Below are 18,741 nucleotides of genomic sequence, written 5' to 3'. Positions count from 1 at the left end.
TCTAAGCGTGAAGCCCCCCTCAAGATGAGATTTCCCAGTATGTAAGACCCCTTGAAGACGACGAGGTAGATAGGTTGGAGGTGGAAGTGCAGCAATGCATGGAGCTGACCAATACTAATCGGTCGAGGGCTTATCCAAAATCACCAAAAAGTGAAGCAAAGCTTTGAAGCGGATGCCGAATACTTTTCGGGGACCCCGATACCACATCGGGTGAATGCTACGGATTCTAATGTGCTGCAAATATCGTTTCGTATCTAGTTTTCAGGTGATCAAAACTGAATTGTAAGTGTACAAGCTATGCTTGCAAGGAGGATGGTCACGGCATTTGGCGATGCCGTATCCTGAATATACGTTTGGTGGCGATGGCGGAAGGGTTCCACGCGTTCCCATACCGAACACGACCGTTAAGCCTTCCAGCGCCGATGGTACTTGGACCGAAGGGTCCCGGGAGAGTAGGACGTCGCCAAGCGAAAAACCACTGTCGATGTAATCGATGGTGGTTTTTATTTGTTTATGGGACTTTTGATGCTTTGCCGTATTAAGAGGTCCAACGCTTAAAATAGCACCAAACGTAAGTGCCAGCGGCTTTTCTGTTATATAACATGATCATAAAATTGACGTAAACAGATGAAGATTTTGTTACCGATACCACGCCGAAAATCAGTATAATAGAATTAGGCATAATCGGGTAAGTGTTTACCGATTTACGCAGGCTATAGGAATGAAGGCCTGATTGGAAGGTTCTCCATTAACCAACCAACTATGAATACTCATCTGGAGACCGGTTATTGTGGGGGAAGGAGGACAATGACATGTTGCGTAAAAGTGGTCTGCATGTGGCAGGAATGATCTGTGCGGGTACGATACTGTTAATCGGATCCGGATGCGGGGCATCCACGGAACCAAGCTGGAAATCCTTTGACGGGGCAGCGAATGTGAAATCATTCCCGGTTCCGAAGGAAGCGAATAAAACGGAGCAGACGACAGGCAATAGTGACTTGGATTATGTACGCTATGCGCTTCCAGGCTTGAAGGAAGACGACAGTATTCCTGAGCCTTACTTGGATGAAATCGAGTCCTGGGGATGGAAGCAGAAGGAAGTTGAAGACAACGGGTCTTCGTTAGTGTTTGAAAAAGGTAAAAGTATCGTCCACCTGTCGGTGCAAGACGATTTTCTCATAATCACGGTTCCTACTCAGCTTAAGAAACAAGTCATACAAGGATTGGAAAGCAATAAAGCGAATGAATAAAGACCTCTTCCGGCTTCGGAATGAGGTCTTTATTTCATGTACAAGAGAATATGGTTACAATGCTATGTAATAAATTCAAACACGAAAAATCCTTTACTTTATTGCTGGTAGTATGAGATATCCTGCTCATTCATTTTTAACATCCCGTCTTTGCGCTGACCGCTCAGGCGCAGCATGGTATAAGCTCGCGGAAGAAGCAGCCATAGATGCCAGAACACAATCGCAATGGCAAACGGCAGCGATGACCAGAAGGCCATGATAGCGCTTAAGACTATCCCTACCCAACAGGTATAGAACTGCACCAACATGAATACGCGACGGCTGACATGTTGATCTGGGATATAACCAAGCCAAGGCAGCCTCAGCCTGAAGCGCCAGCGCTTCCGATAGCCTGTTCCCAGAAGGACAAGCACGGTATGACCGATAACGTACTGGATCCATAACATAAGCGGAAAAGCGATGAGCATATAGAGCAGAATGTACGGAGACACCCATAGGGTCCCTGCAGCTGCAGCAAGCCAAGGCAGACTTAAGTAGAGGATGAGCAAGCTTTTGGAAAACTGGATTTTCTTGATTAAGCGGTAGTGATAAAAGGTGGCTTGACCGTGTGGATCTGCCATTGGGCTATGCCGTCCCCCTTTAAATAGAAGATAAATTTCGATAGACGAGAAGTTTTAGTCTTTTATGTTTTTATCGGACAAAATCATATTTTTATTAAGCTGAAAAAAAAGGTACAGACACAAGGCCATCAAGGGGTACATATAAATAAAGCGTAGAAAGATATCCTATGAAAAGGTTTAAAATAATAGAAACTGTGTCATACTAATAGGAAAAGGATCAAGGTGGGATGGTTATGGAAGAATTGACCGAACACGTGTGTATCATATGCAATCAGTCGAAGACCGATGGAATCACCATTGTATCGCAATTCGTATGCGAGGAATGTGAATCGGAAATCGTCCATACCAGTGCGGAAGATGCCAAATATCATTTTTTTATCCGTCAATTAAAACAGATTGCGATGCCGAAGAATGCATAGGCGCGGGTACGCGTGTTAAATGGGCCTGAAGTAAGGGCCTTTTTTTGTTTAGAGAGGATTTTCAGGGCATGGAAACGTAGGCGTAGGTTTCAATTTGCGTTAAAATAGGTTAGAGAATGTAATCCGAAGGGATATGTCGATGACTACACATAGAGAGCGTGCCCCACTTACTGAAGCTTTAAGGTTATACCGGGAACGCGGGGCTTCATCTTTTCATGTACCCGGCCATAAGAACGGCAGGGCATACGGGGCAGAAGGTGACGCAGCGGAGATGCTGCGAGAGGCGATGCGCATCGATGTGACGGAAATCACCGGAACCGATGATTTATTTCATCCGGAAGGCGTGATTCAGGAAGCGCAGGAGCTGGCTGCCGATTGTTTTGGCGCCGAAGAAAGCTTTTTTCTGGTGGGCGGAAGCACGGCCGGCAATCTGGCGCTGATCCTGACGGTATGCCGTGAGCCGGGCGATCTCGTGCTGGTGCAGCGGAACGTACATAAGTCCGTGTTGAACGGATTGATGCTGGCTGGTGCAAGGGCGGTGTTTCTTCAGCCGGAGCTGGACAAGCAGAGCGGTTTAGCCGTTGCCCCATCAGAAGCTACGCTGACAGCGGCTCTTGAGGCCTTCCCTGAGGCCAAGGGAGCGATCATCACGATGCCGAACTATTACGGGATGGGGAGCGACATAAGGCCGCTGGCGGAGGCCTGCCATAAGCGCGGAGTGCCGCTGCTGGTGGACGAAGCGCACGGAGCGCATTACGGGCAGCATCCACAGCTGCCGATGAATGCTTTGTCATGCGGCGCGGACGGCGTGGTCCAATCCACGCACAAGATGTTAGCCGCAATGACGATGGGAGCCATGCTGCATGTACAGGGCGGGCTGCTCGACCGAAGCCTGCTGCGCCAGCGGCTGGCGATGGTGCAAAGCTCCAGCCCCTCGTACCCGCTCATGGCTTCGCTGGATCTGGCACGGCGCCTGCTGCACACGCAGGGCGCAGGCGCCTTCACGGCTGGCCTAGCCGCCGTGGATGCCTTCCGGCGCGGCCTCGCGAAGTTGCCGCGCTTCGGGCTGCTGCAGCCGCCGCAGCCCATGGAAGGCGCCGCGGGCACAGCCGCCGCGGCGTACACCCGCCAGGACCCGTTCAAGGCGGTCATTTATGACCGCACCGGGGCCCTTAGCGGGTATGCACTACAGCGCGCACTGGAAGCGCGCGGCTGCGTGCCGGAGATGAGTGACGAACTGCGCGTCGTCTTATTGTTTACATTGGGATCGACCCGCGAAGATGCGAATCACGTCTTATGGGCTCTTGTGCATATTGTAGAGCAGGGGGAGAAGACAGATGAGACCGGAATGGAACCAGGCACTGCTGCGGAAGATACGGAATTACTGATCCGGAAATTGCGGGAACAGGGGGATTTCGCGAGGTACGAGCGGCCGGGGATCCACTTGAATGAGGGCTCTTCTCACTTCAATGTCGATGCTAACTTGTTAACTGAAGAAAGTTCGGTCTCCGATGTTTCCACGTGGAACAATTTGCTGCGACAGGCTCCATATTCAGCTCCAGTCCCTTTCTCGCTTAAGCCGATTGACAAGGAGCGATTGGAATCGGTGCCGCTAGCAAAGAGCGCCGGGCGAAAGGCGGCAGAGATGGTTATTCCGTATCCGCCAGGCATTCCGATATTATACCCCGGCGAAGACATAACAGCAGAAATGGAACAGAGAATGCTGGCATTGAGGATGGCCGGGGCCAAGTGTCAAGGAATAACCGATCCCACGCTGCAAACCATTGTCGTTTACAAGGAAACGTAAAGGATGGAAACCTCCGTTATGCGCCGGTACGTAAAACTTGGGGCATATGATCAACAAATGATGAAAGCAGGATACGCTATGAATAATCGCAGACCACTATTTATTACCGTAGAAGGAGGAGAAGGTTCCGGTAAAACGACCATGATGGGCAGACTCGCCGCCTTTATGCAGAATCATTCGATCCCGTATCTGATTACCCGCGAGCCCGGAGGCATAGACATCGCCGAGAAGATCCGCTCCATTATTCTGGATCCGGAGCACACCGCGATGGATGCACGCACAGAAGCATTGTTATACGCGGCAGCCCGCCGCCAGCATCTTGTGGAGAAGGTGGAGCCGGCATTAAGGCAGGGTTTGACCGTCCTATGCGACCGATTCGTGGACAGCAGCCTGGTTTACCAGGGGTATGCGCGAGGATTGGGCATGGAAGAGGTATGGAGCATCAATCAGTTCGCCATTGATACCCGGATGCCGGATCTGACGCTGTTATTCGATATCGAGCCGAGGATCGGCCTGTCAAGGATCGCGGCGAATGCAGAACGGGAATGGAATCGACTGGATATGGAGAACCTGACATTTCACGAGAAAGTTAGGGAAGGCTATCTATTGGTAGCAGAGCGTAATCCGGATCGAATTCGCATCGTGGATGCTTCCAAGACGCCCGCGCAGGTCGAAAGGGAAATGAATCGCCACTTGGAAGACGCGATATTAAAGGATTTTTGAGGTTGTTTGTCAAATAAGTAGTGTTAAGGGCATACGATGCCCAAAATAAACAAGGAGGGTTTACCATGAAATTGATTGTTGCGATTGTCCAGGATAAAGATAGCAACCGTCTCTCCGCCGCATTGGTCAAAGCTAACTTTCGGGCGACAAAGCTTGCAAGTACGGGCGGCTTTCTGAAGGCGGGGAACACCACCTTTATGATTGGGGTAGACGATTCACAGGTTGAAAGTGTGCTCAGCGTCATTCGCACAAGCTGTAAGGTCCGCGAACAGTTGGTCACTCCGGTAACCCCTATGAGCGGTACAACCGATTCCTATTTGCCGCTTCCGGTTGAAGTGCAGGTTGGCGGCGCAACGGTATTTGTACTCCCTGTAGAACGTTTCGAGCATTTCTAAATTCATTCTCTAGATCTGCGATAGATACGTAACGGATGTTTTTATTGGGATATTTGACGGCTGTGTTCTCCTGTATTGAAAGTCTTCTGAACCACTTCTGTATCATAATAAAAATAGTTACCGTAGATCGCTGCAATCGGGAGATGATCTTTCATAAATGGATATTGTAGATGGACTCCGGATCAAGCACCCCGTATTTCGATCATTGTCGGCGAATCGCTTGACAAGATAACCATTTCAAGGTACGTTCACGTGAGGCATAGGTTGTTCGATATGAACGTACCAGATGCCTCCGTTTTATTAGATGCAACAAATAACGCAATAGGCGGTGGATTCAGGTGAAGATCAATCCGGGCTTTCGGCCCATGAAAAGCGAAATCACGGTGCCGGATGGCAACGCCAGACCGATTCAGAAGCGATCGTTCTCGGATATGATGCAGCAGCAGGGAGAACGTGCGACCCATGAAGAGCTGAGTCGTCAAATGCGTGAAATTGCAATGCAAGGGGATCGTTTGGCCAAAGCAATGACCGTCCGGGAGTTAAAGGCATATAAATTGATGGTTCGCCGCTTCCTGGAAGAAACGGTTCGTCGCGGCGTAAAAATGAAGGAAACGCGAGGCTGGGACCGCCGGGGGCGCGGCAAGCGCTATAACGTAATCGATGAGGTCGATTCGGCGCTGCTCGAGATGGCGGATGAGCTGCTGGATACGGAACAGGGGAGAATTGATCTGCTGAACAAGGTAGGGGAAATCCGGGGCATGCTGATCAATCTTGTATTCTAGCCGCAAGCGTAAGAAAGTTTACTTGAAATGATGGACTGTTCCGTCATAGAGGATCATGAAGGATTGGTAGAAGGTGAGGACATATGTCTTTTAACGATATCGTAGGTCAAGAGACTGCGAAGCAACTGCTGCAAAATGCCTTGCGCCGTAATGCTGTCAGTCATGCCTATCTGTTTAGCGGCCCGAACGGTGCCGGACAGATGCAGACGGCGCTTACGTTTGCCAAGGCATTGTTTTGTACGGAACGGGAAGACGATGCTTGCGGGCAATGTTTGGAATGCCGCAAGGTGGAGCACGGCAACCATCCGGATCTGACGATGGTCGAGCCGGATGGGGCCAGCATCAAGATCGATCAGATCCGCGATCTTCAGCGGATATTCTCCTATCGATCGGAGAATCGGAACCCCAAGGTATATATTATTGACCGTGCGGAGAAGATGACCACGCAGGCAGCCAACAGCCTGCTGAAATTTCTTGAGGAGCCGCAGGCGCCTGCCGTCGCCATACTGATTGCCGAGAATGGACAAGCCCTTCTGCCCACCATTCAATCGCGATCGCAGTTAGTCCCGTTTCGGGCACTCGATCCGCAGATGATGGAAAAGGTCCTTGTAGGTGAGGGCTATCCTGCCGCGCTTGTACGCTGTGCCGTTCATCTGGCATCCGGGCTTGACGAGTGCAGGAAAATATTGAATGAGAATTGGTTTGCAGAAATTAGAAACGTAGTGTTACAATTAGGGAAGGAGTCTTTGAACCGCAGCGGCTCTGCGATGATCACCGCGAGTCAAAAAGTGTTCAAAACCGAACTCTCCGATCATCTGGACTTATTGTTCAGTATGTTTCATTTATGGTTTAAGGACATGATCCATGTCCAGTATGGAAGGAAAGAGTCTCTCGTTTTCATAGATCAGGCAGAGTATATCTCTGGTCATGCATCAGCCCGCAGCACAGCACAGTGGGTGTCATACATGGATTTGGCCGCAGAGTGTCAGAAGAAGTTACGCTATAATGTCAATGGACAGCTCAGTTTAGAGCAGTTATTGATGGGTTTGGGCGGTAACACTCCGGCGTGAGCACACCCCCAGGCCCGAAGAATGGCCAATATGTACAGGCACAAGGGGGTTTATTTTTGTACAGTGTAGTAGGTGTCCGCTTTAAGAAAGCGGGCAAAATATATTACTTTGATCCGCTCGACCTCCCAGTGGAGAAGGAACAATCCGTAATTGTGGAAACCGCGAGAGGGATCGAGTATGGTCAAGTTGTGATAGGAAAGAAGGAGGTAGGTGAATCGGACGTTGTCCTTCCCCTCAAGAAGGTCATTCGTATCGCTGGTGACTCCGATGCCCGTGTGGTTGAAGAGAACAAACAAGCGGCGAAGGATGCATTCACCACCTGTTTAAATAAAATTCGGGATCACGAACTGAAAATGAAGCTGGTCGATGTGGAATTTACCTTTGACCGAAACAAAATCATTTTCTACTTCACGGCGGAAGGCCGTGTGGATTTCCGTGAACTGGTTAAGGATCTGGCCAGCATATTCCGAACAAGAATCGAACTTCGCCAGATTGGAGTTCGCGATGAAGCCAAAATGCTCGGCGGTCTTGGACCTTGTGGACGCGTACTGTGCTGTTCCTCATGGCTTGGTGATTTTGAGCCGGTATCGATCAAGATGGCAAAGGATCAAAGCCTATCGCTCAATCCGACTAAAATTTCCGGGCTATGCGGAAGATTGATGTGCTGCCTGAAGTTTGAGCATGATAATTATGAAAGCGTGAAAGAAGAGCTTCCATCCGCTGGGAAACTGGTCGTTACTTCGCTTGGAGAAGGCAAAGTAGTCGGGCTCAATGCGGATAAGCGGACGGTTCATGTTCAGCTGTTTGAAATTGGAAAGGTCAAGGAACTTCCAATGGATGACGTTGTCATCAAATAGTCCAATAGAATGTTTATTTTCGGGGTGTAGACTTGGAGAAGAAAAACATTTTTGTGCTCATTCAAGAGTTGGAAACACAGATGGGACATATACACAGTGAACTGGGTGGACTTAAGCTGGTCATCAAGGAACTGCTGGAAGAGAACCATCGCCTCAGTCTTGAAAATGAACAGCTCCGGAAAATTTTAAAGAGGGAAGTCAATCCGGCAGAATTGGAAAACCCAGTTGCTTTACAACCTCAGCCTCATGTGAAGGATGAGGAACATGAAGATGTGGTCGGTGAGGGGTATGATAACCTGGCACGGCTGTATCATGAAGGCTTCCACATTTGCAATGTCTATTATGGACATCTGCGGACGGAAGGGGATTGCCTGTTCTGCTTGTCTTTTCTGAATAAATAAGAAGCCGTAGGGGAAACTGCCTACGGTTTTTTTCTAGAATCGAAAGGTTATACTGTAAGGATCGCGAGTGAGACATATGGCTGCTTGTCATGCAATGTGAAGAGCAGCCATTTACGTATTTCATATCATCAGGCAAGGGTGGAAAGAGTTACACACCAAAGTAGCGGGGATATAACGAATTATAGAGATAAAGGGTTGAAACCATGAAATTGAAAGAAGTGTTATTGCAACCATCCGAGCGGATCGATGATCTGCTCACCCATGAGCTCGGCATCATTCAAAGCGAAGAGGTATTCAGCTTCTCCATGGACGCGGTCCTGCTTGCCAGGTTTGCCAGCATACCGCGCAGGGGCCGGATTCTGGATATGTGCACGGGTAACGGGGTGATTCCCATTCTGCTGTCGACACGTACAGGCGCGCCGATCGAGGGGATTGAAATTCAGCCCAGACTTGCGGATATGGCCAGACGGAGCGTAGCGATGAATGACCTTCAGGACCAGATCACGATCCATGAAGGCGATCTGCGGGAATTGTACAAGGAAAAAGGATATGGAGCGTATGACCTGATTACGGTCAACCCGCCTTATATGCCGATGAATGGCAGCGACTTGAAGCTGAATGAGCATCAGGCGATTGCGAGGCATGAAATTCACTGTACGCTTGAAGAAGTCATTGAGTCCTGTGCAAGGCTGCTCAAACAAGGCGGGAAGATGAGCATGGTTCACAAGCCTCTGCGGCTGGCGGAGATTATCACCCTGATGAGCAAATACCGGATTGAGCCCAAGGTCATCCGGTTTGTGCATCCGCGCGTGAAGATGGAAGCCAACATGGTCCTGATCGAGGGCATTCGGGACGGAAAGCCCGAGGTTCGGCTGAAGCCACCGCTGATTGTGTATGATGAGCAGGGGAATTACGGACCGGATTTTATGGAAATTTACTATGGAACACATGAGGATGAGACAAAAGAATGAGAAATCTTGTGCAACAGAGTTATGCCGACCGGGGAGCGGGAAGTCCGGGTTCGCTGTATTTGGTGGCAACGCCGATCGGGAATTTAGAGGATATAACGTACCGGGCCGTACGCATCCTGCAGGAATGCGATATTATCGCTGCAGAGGATACGAGGCAGTCACGCAAGCTGCTGACCCATTTCGAAATTCCGGCTAAACCGCTGTTTAGTTATCACGAGCATAATAAGGCGGCAAGCGGTCCTGAAATCATACGTTATATAATAGAAGGAAAAAATGTGGCACTCGTCAGCGATGCCGGTCTGCCGGCGATTTCAGACCCTGGCAGTGATCTGGTTTCGCTTGCGATTGAGGCAGGAATTTCGGTCATTCCGATCCCGGGAGCCAATGCGGCGTTATCCGCCTTAATCGTGTCGGGTTTGCCGACCGAACGGTTTACGTTTATCGGTTTTTTGCCGCGGGAGCGCAAAGATATCGTCCAACAGCTGCAAGCTTTGCAATCGGCGCAGGGAACGTTATTATTTTATGAATCTCCGCATCGCGTGAAGAAGACGCTGGAGATCCTGCAGGAGGTACTGGGAAATCGGAAGGTGACCTTGGCACGGGAGCTCACCAAGCGCTACGAGGAATTTGTGCGCGGCAGCATTTCCGAATGCCTGGACTGGCTCACGGAGCATCCGCCGCTGGGCGAATATTGTTTGGTGGTGGAAGCCGGCAGTGCAGAAGAGGAGCAGAAAGAGAAAAATGCCTGGTGGCAGGAGCTTTCGCTGGAGGAGCATGTGGGGCACTATGAGCGGGAAGGACTAAGCCGCAAGGATGCCATGAAAAAAACCGCGGGTGATCGCGGCGTATCGAAAAGGGACATCTATAACGCACTCCTGACGGAGTCGTGAATATGGCTTGCCTGGCCCAAGGGGGATAAACAAAAAGCCCCACAAAGTGGACCCAAGCTTCGATGCTTATTCCAAATACTTTACGGGGACCCCAAAACATATAAATGGGATTAAAGAAAGGATACGCTTCACTGAAAACGTATAATTCTTTAATCCCAAAAAAAGACCCTCCTGCGGCCGGGTTCATAGCCGAGGAAGGCACCAAGGAGATATGAAAAAGGTTAGAATTAACAAAATGTAATAATGCTATTATATACTAAAAATCTTAATTTGTCACAGGTGTAGGGATTTCCGAGATACATTCATGGCAAACAATTTTACCTTTGAAGTAAGTGACGTTCTCAGCGTTACCACAGAAGATGCACGCAGGCTCATATTTCTTAAGCATGATGCGTTCGCCGTCTACATAAATCTCCAATGCATCTTTCTCACCAATTCCGAGCGTGCGGCGCAACTCAATCGGAATGACGACCCGTCCAAGCTCATCGACTTTCCTTACAATTCCTGTTGATTTCATCATAACTTATAAATGCCCCTCTCGCCATAATTTAAAAAAGTCATAATTCGACATAGTTCTAGTTTTTATGTTATTTATAGTACCAACGATTCCCAAAACAGTCAACCTATATTTTTGAGAAATCGGAACCTGTTTACGAAAGTATAGTGAACAAAAGCCTTATATAGCAACGGAATTACCATAATCGAACCAATTTTCACGACGATTTTGGATTTGTCGATTTGGAAAGCGCGATTTTACGTTATTCGACACAGTTCGACATTAGATGTCAAAAGAAGTGTTTATCGGCTAAAACCAAAGCGTGAACGAGAAGGAGATGAGATGAAATGCATTCACCCATTTCGGAAGAAAAAGTGTTTAAGGACCCCGTCCATAATTACATTCATGTGCAGGACGACATTATATGGCGGTTAATCGATACCCCGGAATTTCAGCGGCTTCGCCGGGTCAGGCAGTTGGGCACTTCTTTCCTGACCTTTCATGGAGCTGAGCACAGCCGATTCTCCCATTCTCTTGGAGTCTATGAAATTACGAGAAGAATCATCTCTCAATTCGAACGGAGAGGGTATTCCGATTGGCCTGCCGAGGAACGGCAAGTTGCGCTCTGCGCGGCGCTGCTGCATGATGTGGGGCATGGACCCTTTTCGCATTCCATAGAAGAAGCTTTTCATATGAACCACGAGGATTGGACATGCCGGATCCTGCTCGGAGATACTTGCGTCAATCGGGTACTTCAGGAGCTCGGTTCCGATTTTCCCGAGAAGGTCGCCTCCGTTATTAACAAAACCTACGATAAGCCGATTGTCATGAATCTGGTCACTAGTCCGCTGGATGCAGACCGGATGGATTATTTGCTAAGGGATGCTTACTATACGGGAGTCAATTATGGAACGATTGATATCGACCGAATCTTGCGGATGCTGCGGCCGTACCGCGATCGGGTCGTCGTGAAGGAATCGGGCATGCACGCGGTGGAGGATTATCTCATGTCGCGGTATCAGATGTACTGGCAGGTGTATTTTCATCCCGTCACCCGAAGCTCCGAAATCATCCTGCGCCAAATCTTTCGCCGGGCCAAGGAGCTGCATGACCGTGGATATGCTTTCCGTTTCATGATCGAACCGCTGCCTGCGTTGTTTTCGGGGAGTATCGGCGTGAAACAATACCTGCGTCTTGATGAAGCCTTGATTCAAACGGCCTTTCTGCAATGGACGGAGGAGGAAGACCCGCTTCTTAGCGAATTATGCGGCCGTTTCATGCACCGAAAGCTCTACAAATATGTAGAAATCGACAACATCGATCTGGAAACCATCGACGGGATCCGCCAAGCGTTCCGCGCGGTGGGGCTGCATCCGGAATATGACCTGGAGATTGATTTTCCAACGGATCTTCCTTATGATAAGGTTCATTCCGATATGCCGCTTAACGAGAAACAGATTCTCCTTCTGGACCGGCATGACGAGCTGAGGGAAATCTCGGAGGTATCCGATATCGTACGCTCGATCAGCGGCATTCATAAAGGGCGGTACCATCTTTATTATCCGGAGGAGAAGGTGGGCCCGCTCCTGGGTCAAATGCCGGAGACGATAGCCGACGTTTTCAAACAACAGCATTAAATCAGGCAAAACAGGACAACCGTTAATCCCCTTGCATTCAACCAACTAATGGAAAATAGACGACATAGAAACGACAGGAAGGAGAGTGTGGATAGTATGCTGTTCGACACGCACACTCATATGGACGCTCCCCAATTCGACGAAGACCGGGAAGCTGCAATTCAGCGGGCGCTTGAAGCCGGCGTTACGCGGATGATCAATATCGGATTTAACCGGGAGACGATCCCGACCACGATGAAGCTGGCTGAGACTTATGATTTTATATATGCAGCGGTAGGCTGGCATCCTGTAGATGCGATCACCATGGAGGATCAGGACCTGGATTGGATCGCCTCTTTATGCAGTCACGATAAAGTGGTGGCAATCGGGGAGATCGGCTTGGACTATCATTGGGATACGTCCCCCAAGGAAGTGCAGCACCGCGTGCTTCGGCGCCAGATCGGGCTTGCCCGGGAATTGAACATGCCCATTGTCATTCATAACCGGGATGCGCATGAAGATATCGTTAACATTTTGCGTGAGGAGAAAGCCTCCGAGGTCGGCGGTGTCATGCATTCCTTCTCCGGAAGCTGGGAAACGGCCAAAATGTGCCTGGATATGGGATTCCATATCTCGTTTGGGGGGCCGATAACGTTCAAGAATGCGAAGCAGCCCAAAGAGGTTTTGGCAAAGGTTCCGCTTGATCGATTATTGATCGAAACGGACGCGCCTTACCTGACACCTCATCCCTTCCGCGGGAAACGAAATGAGACCGCATATGTAAAATTGGTGGCGGAGGCGGCGGCCGAAATTAGAGGGTTGTCCTATGAGGAATTGGCCCAAATTACCACCAAAAATGCGCTGGAACGATTTGGTATTTAACGAAAACAAGAGCAAAAGCCATGAAAAAGGGAGCATTTTCGATTAATTAAAGTTTTTTAATCAGAAAAGGCGTTGATATTACAATATTTTAACCTTTTACTTGAGAAAATGTGGTTGAATGTCGCTTTACAACCTGCATACAAACAGGATATCATCTTTTCAGTGATAAGAAGCTGCGATGTGCAGATCGCAGCCGAATATTTCATGAACCGTCTCGCTTAATCTCCGAAATTCTGGAGAACGGGGGAACCGATACTGCGGTGCATACTGGTCTGGATGCACGAAGCTGTATTTGATTTCTTTTTCGGGTCTTTGGGGTGAATTTGAAGGATCTCGCCATGAGCGCGCATCCGGATATAGGGCGTCTCTCTTACGTCCGAACCCGACAGCTAACTCCGTAAGCGAAATAAGAGGGGAAATCTCGTGCATACCATTTCCATGATTTCATTCATCAGGAAGCCACGTTAGAGCCTCTAGTACTCTTTCAATGGCTTCTTTTATTTTTGAATAATGGAGACGGGTCCATCATACTCTTGGTAAACAGGAGGTGATGGCAGATGGACGGAAGACGGGAATTGACGCAGGGTGTAGATAGATAGCAGGGCGCCCTGTGAGAAAAATTGCTATAGTCACGTCAAATGCATTCATGCGTTTACCTAGACGGCGGGACTATGAAGGAGGATGGAATAGTGGGCATTTTTCAACCTGAAGAAACCCATGAATCACAATCATCCAGCATGTCTTACGCATTGAGATGGAAGCATGACAATTTGCGTCAACTGATGTTGCTCGGCGCCATGGGTGCCGTTACGGTATCACTTCTCATATCGTTGGTTGTACATGACCAGGCAGGCAAGGAAGTTCAGCTTGTCGTCGACGGCCGGGTCACTACGGTGGAAACACGTGGATCGTTGCTGCAGGAATTGCTGGATGAGCAAGCGATCACGTTGAGTCCCCAAGATCAAATTTCGATGCCCCTGAACGGCGCAATCCGGGACGGAGACCGAATTATTATTGACAGAGCTATTCCAGTCAACGTTACGGTAGGCAGCAAAACCAAAACCATATTTACATCCCAGGATACAGTTGATCATGTACTCAAAGAGGCTGGCGTTACGATCCAGGGTGAAGATATAGTACAACCGTCGCAAGACACGAAGCTGACCAGCAATATGAATATCCATGTCGTTCGCGTCACGAAGCAAAAAGTTAAGGAAACGGAAGACCGCGAATTCCGCGTGATCAAGACGGCCGATCCATCGCTTGAAAAGGGCGATAACCGCGTCATTCAGCGGGGCGAGTCTGGTCTTATGGTGAACCATTACGAGAAGGTCTACCACAATGGCAAGCTGGTTTCCAAGACGAAGGTCTCCCAACAAATCGAACGCAGAACGAAGGATAAAATCATTGCCGTAGGCACGAAAAAAGTGGAGAAGCCTGTTATCGTCCAGGCGGCAGCCACCGATGTAAAAGCTACACCGGCTAAATTGTCCGGCACGAAAAAAGTAACGACCGCCAAGGCTGTGGAGAACAACGTGGTTTCCCGCGCAGGCGTTGATTTTAAATACAAGAAGGTATTGAACAACGTGTCGATGACCGCGTATTCCGCCGAACAGCAAGGAATCGGTACGCGTACCGCATCCGGCACACGCGTTACGGAAGGTCGCACCATCGCCGTTGATCCTAATATCATCCCGATCGGATGGTGGGTTTACATCGAAGGCATCGGCTTCCGCCGTGCTGAAGATACGGGCGGCGCCATCAAAGGAAACAAAATCGATGTCTATTACGATTCGTTGAAATCGGCCATGAATTTCGGCCGGAAGAGCGGCCGCACCGTTTACGTGATCGGTCCGGTTAAACCTGAATTGAACTAGACGCATGAATTCCAATTTACTTTGCCATTCTAATGCTATACTATTTAGCTTATAATATATGATGATCAAGAAGAGGGAATATTTCCTCTTCTTTTGTTTTGTTAAGACCGGAGTAATCAAGGCTAAACGGGTTGAGCCTTAACGTTGTACAGGCCTGCTCTGCTTGGGAAGGAAGAGAACGAACGCATGATTAAAGAAGTGATTGTCGTGGAAGGCAGGGACGATACCGTTGCCATTAAACGGGCCGTGGAAGCCGACACGATCGAAACCGGCGGTTCAGCGATCAACAAACAAATCCTGAAGCGCATAGCGCTTGCCCAGGAGCGCAGAGGCGTTATCATATTGACGGATCCTGACCATGCGGGTGAACGAATCCGCAAAATCGTGGATCAGGGCGTACCCGGCTGCAAGCACGCCTTCATTCCGGAAGCGGATGCTACCCGGAAAGGGGATATCGGCGTGGAGAATGCCTCGCCAGAGGCGATCCGGCGCGCGCTGGAGCGGGTCCACACGTCTTTTGAGGGTGCAGAGAGCCTGATCAGTTTGGAGGATATGCTGGAGGCAGGATTATCGGCTCACCCGGAGGCTGCGGCAAGACGGATGGCGATGGGTAATCTGCTGGGCATCGGATACTGCAACAGCAAGCAGTTCCATAAACGATTGGCCATGTTTCAAATATCGCGGGAAGAATTTCTGGCAGCACTTGCACAGCTGGAAGAAGGGGGCGTTTAGCTAATGAGTCGGATCGAGGATATATCAACACCAAGACGGACGAAGGAGATCATCTCGCGCCATGGATTCTCCTTCAAGAAGAGTCTGGGCCAGAACTTTCTCATCGATCAGAATATTTTGTATAAAATCGTGGAAGCTGCAGGACTGGATGAAGATAAAGGCGCGCTCGAGATCGGACCTGGCATCGGTGCACTGACGGAGAAGCTGGCACAGACGGCAGGAACCGTCACCGCGGTCGAAATCGATCAGCGCCTGATTCCCATCCTAAGGGAAGTCCTGGAACCCTACGGGAACGTGAGGGTTCATCATGGGGATGTGCTGAAGGTGGATCTTCATGAGCTGTTCCGTCAGGATTTCGCGGACGTATCGAAGGTAAGCGTGGTTGCCAATCTGCCGTATTACGTGACGACGCCGATTCTCATGAAGCTGCTGGAGGAGAAGCTGCCGCTGGAGAACATCGTGGTGATGATTCAGAAGGAAGTGGCCGAACGGATGGCCGCTGCACCGGGAAGCAAGGATTACGGAAGTCTCAGCATTGCCGTTCAATACTACAGCGAGCCTAAGCTGGTCTGCATCGTGCCGCACACGGTGTTCATTCCGCAGCCGAACGTCGAGTCGGCCGTGATTCGCCTGGCGGTCCGGGAACAGCCGCCCGTCCGCGTGGAAGATGAACGATTCTTCTTCGAGGTGGTCCAGGCTTCATTTGCACAGCGACGGAAGACGATTGCCAACAATTTGAAGAGCAGGTTCTTCCCGGGTGAGGGACGTGAACGGCTGGAGCAGCTGCTGCAGGAAGCAGGGATCGAGCCTTCACGGCGCGGAGAGACGCTTAGCATTGAGGAGTATGCGCGGCTTAGCAACGTGCTGTTCGGCGCCAATATCCGTTGACGCAGCCGTTCAGGGAGTCTCTGGAGCTTACGGATGGCCTCCGCGCGATAAATTGGCGCTGAACAAGAACCAATAGTCACAGTAGCCCATACCATAGGGTAGGGGTGATGTTGTGATGAACTTGGGAGACTTGGTCGTTCGTAAATCCTACGGCGGCGATGTAACGTTCCGGGTAGAAGGCATGCGGCAAAATAACAATATCGTCATCAAAGGGACGGAATTCCGGTTACTGGCCGATGCTCCCGTTGATGATCTGGTTACGGTCCCGCATCCCACCTTAAGCGAACGAACAAAGCAGGCGCAGATCAAAGCCAATGAATCGCTGGACCGCCTGCAGAAGCAAAGACAGGAGCAGAGCGAGCGTCAACTGGCCAGCCTGCGGCATACTGAAGGCGGCCAGCTTGCGGATAAAGGATACTTTGACGTGCCGGGCAAGGTGCTGCATTTGGATGGAGATCCCCAATATCTGAAGAAGAGCATGACCTTGTACAACCAGCTTCGGGTCCCAGCGGAAGGCCATTATATCAATGAGTCGGGGATGGCCGATTCATTATATCGTCTTCTTCCGCGGGTAAGACCTGATATCGTTGTGATCACGGGGCATGATGGGGTTCTGAAGAGACGTCAGCCATACGATTTATATAGCCTGGACAGCTATAAGAATTCCCACAACTTCGTCACGGCGATTCAGGTGGCGCGTCAATATGAGCGGAACCTGGATTCCCTGGTCATCGTGGCCGGAGCGTGCCAATCGCATTTTGAGGCGCTGCTGCAGGCTGGAGCCAATTTTGCCAGCTCGCCGGGGCGAATCCTCATCCATGCGCTGGATCCCGTTTACGTCGCCGCTAAAGCGGCCTATACGTCGGTCCGGGATACCGTGAACATCCATGACGTGGTCCATCATACGATCAGCGGCAGCCAGGGCGTAGGCGGAATTGAGACGAGAGGCAGCTACCGGATCGGTCTGCCCAAGCTGCAGGATTTGTCCACCTTGAAGGTTACGCCTTCAGTCAGTTAGGCGCCTAATCCGTTCGATCAGAGGTCCAATAACCGCTGGAAAATGAACCAAGAAGAACCCCACTCGCTGGGGTTTTTTTATTTTTCCTTTCCATTCGTTAAGAAAGTTGTCAAAAAGAATACATAAAGCTTGTCAATTTAGCGCATATTAAAGCAAATGAGCGCGAGAATGGCAGGGTCAAAAAAAATACATTGACAATATATTTTTGATGCTGATATAATTAATGTTTTTGAATTGACAAATGATGTAATCTTCGGTATAATGGACAAGGAAAGAGGTGGTCGTCGACAATGGCTAAAAATGCGCTGTTGGAAATCAAACGCAGTCTCGATGCCCATTTAGGGCAAAAAATTACGCTTCGGGCAAACGGTGGCCGTCGGAAGACCGTCGAGCGTACTGGTGTTTTGGAAGAAACGTACCCTTCTGTTTTCATTGTGAAGCTGGACCAAGACCAGCAAACTTTTAAACGTGTGTCTTACAGTTATGCGGATATTTTGACCGAAACCGTGGAGATCATGGTCACCGGTGACGACAACGAGATGCGAATCACCTATATCAAGTCATAACGATACGTCATGAGAGCAGTCTCCGCTTACAGGGAGGCTGTTTTTTGTTGCCATCCTTCCGGAGGGATGACAAGGACGGGTTGAACGCATACTAAAGCTGCGCGAAGCTTATCCCAGCCGTTCTATACGCGGTGACGGAGACTTAAGCATGCGTAAGGCCCATGGAAGGCCGCTGCGCGCAGGATGCTGTTCATGCCATACTCAATACATTTTCCAAGGAGGCGGGATTGATGAGCAGAAGAAGACGAAGCATCATGTCCGATCAATTGAAGACCGAATTGGCTAAAGAATTGGGATTCTACGACACCGTGGAAAAAGAGGGCTGGGGAGGCATTAAGGCCAAGGATGCCGGCAACATGGTAAAACGGGCGATTGAGCTCGCCGAGCGGGCAGCCCGCAAATCCGACCTGTAAGAGTATGGCCGCATCGCAGCAGGGTCTTCCGATGAAGCGGAAGGCCCTGTTTGTTTCATCTTTAGCTT

21 protein-coding genes, 2 rRNA genes and 1 riboswitch are annotated in these 18,741 nt (G+C 49.9%); of the genes, 21 read left to right on the top strand and 2 right to left on the bottom strand.

Translation table 11 applies throughout. The features are described from left to right. From RB298_RS01225 to RB298_RS01215, 3 genes are all read left to right on the top strand, one after another. Window positions 1-138 (top strand): 23S ribosomal RNA (locus RB298_RS01225); the annotation flags it as partial. A gap of 214 nt (window positions 139-352) precedes the next feature. Then, window positions 353-469: ribosomal RNA gene (gene rrf, locus RB298_RS01220) — 5S ribosomal RNA — on the top strand. A gap of 343 nt (window positions 470-812) precedes the next feature. Continuing rightward, on the top strand, window positions 813-1,250 hold the full coding sequence (locus RB298_RS01215) for a hypothetical protein (RefSeq protein WP_012818298.1): 438 nt from the start codon (window positions 813-815) through the stop codon (window positions 1,248-1,250). 98 nt (window positions 1,251-1,348) lie between these two features. Here RB298_RS01215 and RB298_RS01210 read toward each other — a convergent pair whose 3' ends face one another. After that, the gene (locus RB298_RS01210; RefSeq protein WP_192570152.1) at window positions 1,349-1,870 is read right to left on the bottom strand and encodes a hypothetical protein; all 522 of its coding nucleotides are present in this window, start codon (window positions 1,868-1,870) and stop codon (window positions 1,349-1,351) included. Between the two features lie 233 nt (window positions 1,871-2,103). Between RB298_RS01210 and RB298_RS01205 the strand changes: the two genes are divergently transcribed. From RB298_RS01205 to rsmI, 10 genes are all read left to right on the top strand, one after another. Next, a complete protein-coding gene (locus RB298_RS01205; RefSeq protein WP_006207397.1) occupies window positions 2,104-2,289 on the top strand; it encodes a sigma factor G inhibitor Gin in 186 nt (61 codons plus the stop codon). A gap of 139 nt (window positions 2,290-2,428) precedes the next feature. Then, complete coding sequence (locus RB298_RS01200) at window positions 2,429-4,096, top strand: aminotransferase class I/II-fold pyridoxal phosphate-dependent enzyme (RefSeq protein ID WP_486045363.1); 1,668 nt, start codon at window positions 2,429-2,431, stop codon at window positions 4,094-4,096. 78 nt (window positions 4,097-4,174) lie between these two features. Continuing rightward, entirely contained in the window at window positions 4,175-4,819 is a 645-nt protein-coding gene (gene tmk / locus RB298_RS01195) for a dTMP kinase (protein WP_012818301.1), read from the top strand. A gap of 65 nt (window positions 4,820-4,884) precedes the next feature. Further along, complete coding sequence (locus tag RB298_RS01190; protein WP_006207400.1) at window positions 4,885-5,214, top strand: cyclic-di-AMP receptor; 330 nt, start codon at window positions 4,885-4,887, stop codon at window positions 5,212-5,214. 338 nt (window positions 5,215-5,552) lie between these two features. Further along, entirely contained in the window at window positions 5,553-5,996 is a 444-nt protein-coding gene (locus RB298_RS01185; RefSeq protein WP_009591907.1) for a YaaR family protein, read from the top strand. A gap of 83 nt (window positions 5,997-6,079) precedes the next feature. Further along, window positions 6,080-7,066, top strand: coding sequence for a DNA polymerase III subunit delta' (gene holB / locus RB298_RS01180; protein ID WP_096777327.1), 987 nt, complete (start codon window positions 6,080-6,082; stop codon window positions 7,064-7,066). 56 nt (window positions 7,067-7,122) lie between these two features. Then, window positions 7,123-7,923 carry a PSP1 domain-containing protein gene (locus RB298_RS01175; RefSeq protein WP_009591910.1) on the top strand — a complete coding sequence of 267 codons (801 nt, stop codon included), beginning with the start codon at window positions 7,123-7,125 and terminating at the stop codon, window positions 7,921-7,923. Window positions 7,924-7,955: 32 nt separating this feature from the next. Then, the gene (gene yabA / locus RB298_RS01170) at window positions 7,956-8,324 is read left to right on the top strand and encodes a DNA replication initiation control protein YabA (RefSeq protein WP_009591928.1); all 369 of its coding nucleotides are present in this window, start codon (window positions 7,956-7,958) and stop codon (window positions 8,322-8,324) included. Between the two features lie 203 nt (window positions 8,325-8,527). Beyond that, a complete protein-coding gene (locus RB298_RS01165; RefSeq protein WP_096777326.1) occupies window positions 8,528-9,295 on the top strand; it encodes a tRNA1(Val) (adenine(37)-N6)-methyltransferase in 768 nt (255 codons plus the stop codon). Then, entirely contained in the window at window positions 9,292-10,185 is an 894-nt protein-coding gene (rsmI, locus tag RB298_RS01160; protein WP_012818305.1) for a 16S rRNA (cytidine(1402)-2'-O)-methyltransferase, read from the top strand. The genes RB298_RS01165 and rsmI overlap by 4 nt, the downstream gene beginning before the upstream one ends. A 265-nt stretch (window positions 10,186-10,450) precedes the next feature. On the opposite strand, the gene RB298_RS01155 is transcribed toward rsmI, so the two are convergent. Next, the gene (locus tag RB298_RS01155) at window positions 10,451-10,705 is read right to left on the bottom strand and encodes an AbrB/MazE/SpoVT family DNA-binding domain-containing protein (RefSeq protein ID WP_006207408.1); all 255 of its coding nucleotides are present in this window, start codon (window positions 10,703-10,705) and stop codon (window positions 10,451-10,453) included. Between the two features lie 323 nt (window positions 10,706-11,028). On the opposite strand from RB298_RS01155, the gene RB298_RS01150 reads away from it, so the two are divergent. From RB298_RS01150 to RB298_RS01115, 8 genes are all read left to right on the top strand, one after another. Continuing rightward, window positions 11,029-12,318 carry an HD domain-containing protein gene (locus RB298_RS01150; protein ID WP_486045358.1) on the top strand — a complete coding sequence of 430 codons (1,290 nt, stop codon included), beginning with the start codon at window positions 11,029-11,031 and terminating at the stop codon, window positions 12,316-12,318. A 96-nt stretch (window positions 12,319-12,414) separates the two neighbouring features. After that, the gene (locus RB298_RS01145; RefSeq protein WP_192572725.1) at window positions 12,415-13,179 is read left to right on the top strand and encodes a TatD family hydrolase; all 765 of its coding nucleotides are present in this window, start codon (window positions 12,415-12,417) and stop codon (window positions 13,177-13,179) included. 205 nt (window positions 13,180-13,384) lie between these two features. Beyond that, window positions 13,385-13,599, top strand: a riboswitch (cyclic di-AMP (ydaO/yuaA leader). Between the two features lie 269 nt (window positions 13,600-13,868). Continuing rightward, on the top strand, window positions 13,869-15,056 hold the full coding sequence (locus RB298_RS01140) for a resuscitation-promoting factor (protein ID WP_277747439.1): 1,188 nt from the start codon (window positions 13,869-13,871) through the stop codon (window positions 15,054-15,056). A gap of 186 nt (window positions 15,057-15,242) precedes the next feature. Beyond that, a complete protein-coding gene (gene rnmV, locus RB298_RS01135) occupies window positions 15,243-15,788 on the top strand; it encodes a ribonuclease M5 (protein ID WP_277747440.1) in 546 nt (181 codons plus the stop codon). A 3-nt stretch (window positions 15,789-15,791) separates the two neighbouring features. Continuing rightward, the gene (gene rsmA / locus RB298_RS01130) at window positions 15,792-16,676 is read left to right on the top strand and encodes a 16S rRNA (adenine(1518)-N(6)/adenine(1519)-N(6))-dimethyltransferase RsmA (protein WP_192570146.1); all 885 of its coding nucleotides are present in this window, start codon (window positions 15,792-15,794) and stop codon (window positions 16,674-16,676) included. Between the two features lie 115 nt (window positions 16,677-16,791). Further along, a complete protein-coding gene (yabG, locus tag RB298_RS01125; RefSeq protein WP_012818311.1) occupies window positions 16,792-17,694 on the top strand; it encodes a sporulation peptidase YabG in 903 nt (300 codons plus the stop codon). A gap of 290 nt (window positions 17,695-17,984) precedes the next feature. Then, window positions 17,985-18,260 carry a biofilm formation stimulator Veg gene (gene veg / locus RB298_RS01120; RefSeq protein WP_006207415.1) on the top strand — a complete coding sequence of 92 codons (276 nt, stop codon included), beginning with the start codon at window positions 17,985-17,987 and terminating at the stop codon, window positions 18,258-18,260. Window positions 18,261-18,490: 230 nt separating this feature from the next. Further along, entirely contained in the window at window positions 18,491-18,673 is a 183-nt protein-coding gene (locus tag RB298_RS01115; RefSeq protein ID WP_009591920.1) for a small, acid-soluble spore protein, alpha/beta type, read from the top strand. Window positions 18,674-18,741 lie beyond the last annotated feature (68 nt).

Origin of the sequence: Priestia sp. BR_2 (assembly GCF_041954005.1) — a bacterium.
GTDB lineage: Bacteria > Bacillota > Bacilli > Paenibacillales > Paenibacillaceae > Paenibacillus_AQ > Paenibacillus_AQ lautus_A.
This window is presented reverse-complemented; position numbering and strand designations above follow the sequence as displayed.

Excerpts from the sequence above, each read along its gene's own strand:
- RB298_RS01215 (WP_012818298.1), top strand. The coding sequence starts at position 813 with ATGTTGCGTAAAAGTGGTCTGCATGTGGCAGGAATGATCTGTGCGGGT.
- RB298_RS01210 (WP_192570152.1), bottom strand. The coding sequence starts at position 1,870 with ATGGCAGATCCACACGGTCAAGCCACCTTTTATCACTACCGCTTAATC.
- RB298_RS01205 (WP_006207397.1), top strand. The coding sequence starts at position 2,104 with ATGGAAGAATTGACCGAACACGTGTGTATCATATGCAATCAGTCGAAG.
- RB298_RS01200 (WP_486045363.1), top strand. The coding sequence starts at position 2,429 with ATGACTACACATAGAGAGCGTGCCCCACTTACTGAAGCTTTAAGGTTA.
- tmk (WP_012818301.1), top strand. The coding sequence starts at position 4,175 with ATGAATAATCGCAGACCACTATTTATTACCGTAGAAGGAGGAGAAGGT.
- RB298_RS01190 (WP_006207400.1), top strand. The coding sequence starts at position 4,885 with ATGAAATTGATTGTTGCGATTGTCCAGGATAAAGATAGCAACCGTCTC.
- holB (WP_096777327.1), top strand. The coding sequence starts at position 6,080 with ATGTCTTTTAACGATATCGTAGGTCAAGAGACTGCGAAGCAACTGCTG.
- RB298_RS01165 (WP_096777326.1), top strand. The coding sequence starts at position 8,528 with ATGAAATTGAAAGAAGTGTTATTGCAACCATCCGAGCGGATCGATGAT.
- rsmI (WP_012818305.1), top strand. The coding sequence starts at position 9,292 with ATGAGAAATCTTGTGCAACAGAGTTATGCCGACCGGGGAGCGGGAAGT.
- RB298_RS01155 (WP_006207408.1), bottom strand. The coding sequence starts at position 10,705 with ATGATGAAATCAACAGGAATTGTAAGGAAAGTCGATGAGCTTGGACGG.
- RB298_RS01150 (WP_486045358.1), top strand. The coding sequence starts at position 11,029 with ATGCATTCACCCATTTCGGAAGAAAAAGTGTTTAAGGACCCCGTCCAT.
- RB298_RS01145 (WP_192572725.1), top strand. The coding sequence starts at position 12,415 with ATGCTGTTCGACACGCACACTCATATGGACGCTCCCCAATTCGACGAA.
- rnmV (WP_277747440.1), top strand. The coding sequence starts at position 15,243 with ATGATTAAAGAAGTGATTGTCGTGGAAGGCAGGGACGATACCGTTGCC.
- rsmA (WP_192570146.1), top strand. The coding sequence starts at position 15,792 with ATGAGTCGGATCGAGGATATATCAACACCAAGACGGACGAAGGAGATC.
- yabG (WP_012818311.1), top strand. The coding sequence starts at position 16,792 with ATGAACTTGGGAGACTTGGTCGTTCGTAAATCCTACGGCGGCGATGTA.
- veg (WP_006207415.1), top strand. The coding sequence starts at position 17,985 with ATGGCTAAAAATGCGCTGTTGGAAATCAAACGCAGTCTCGATGCCCAT.
- RB298_RS01115 (WP_009591920.1), top strand. The coding sequence starts at position 18,491 with ATGAGCAGAAGAAGACGAAGCATCATGTCCGATCAATTGAAGACCGAA.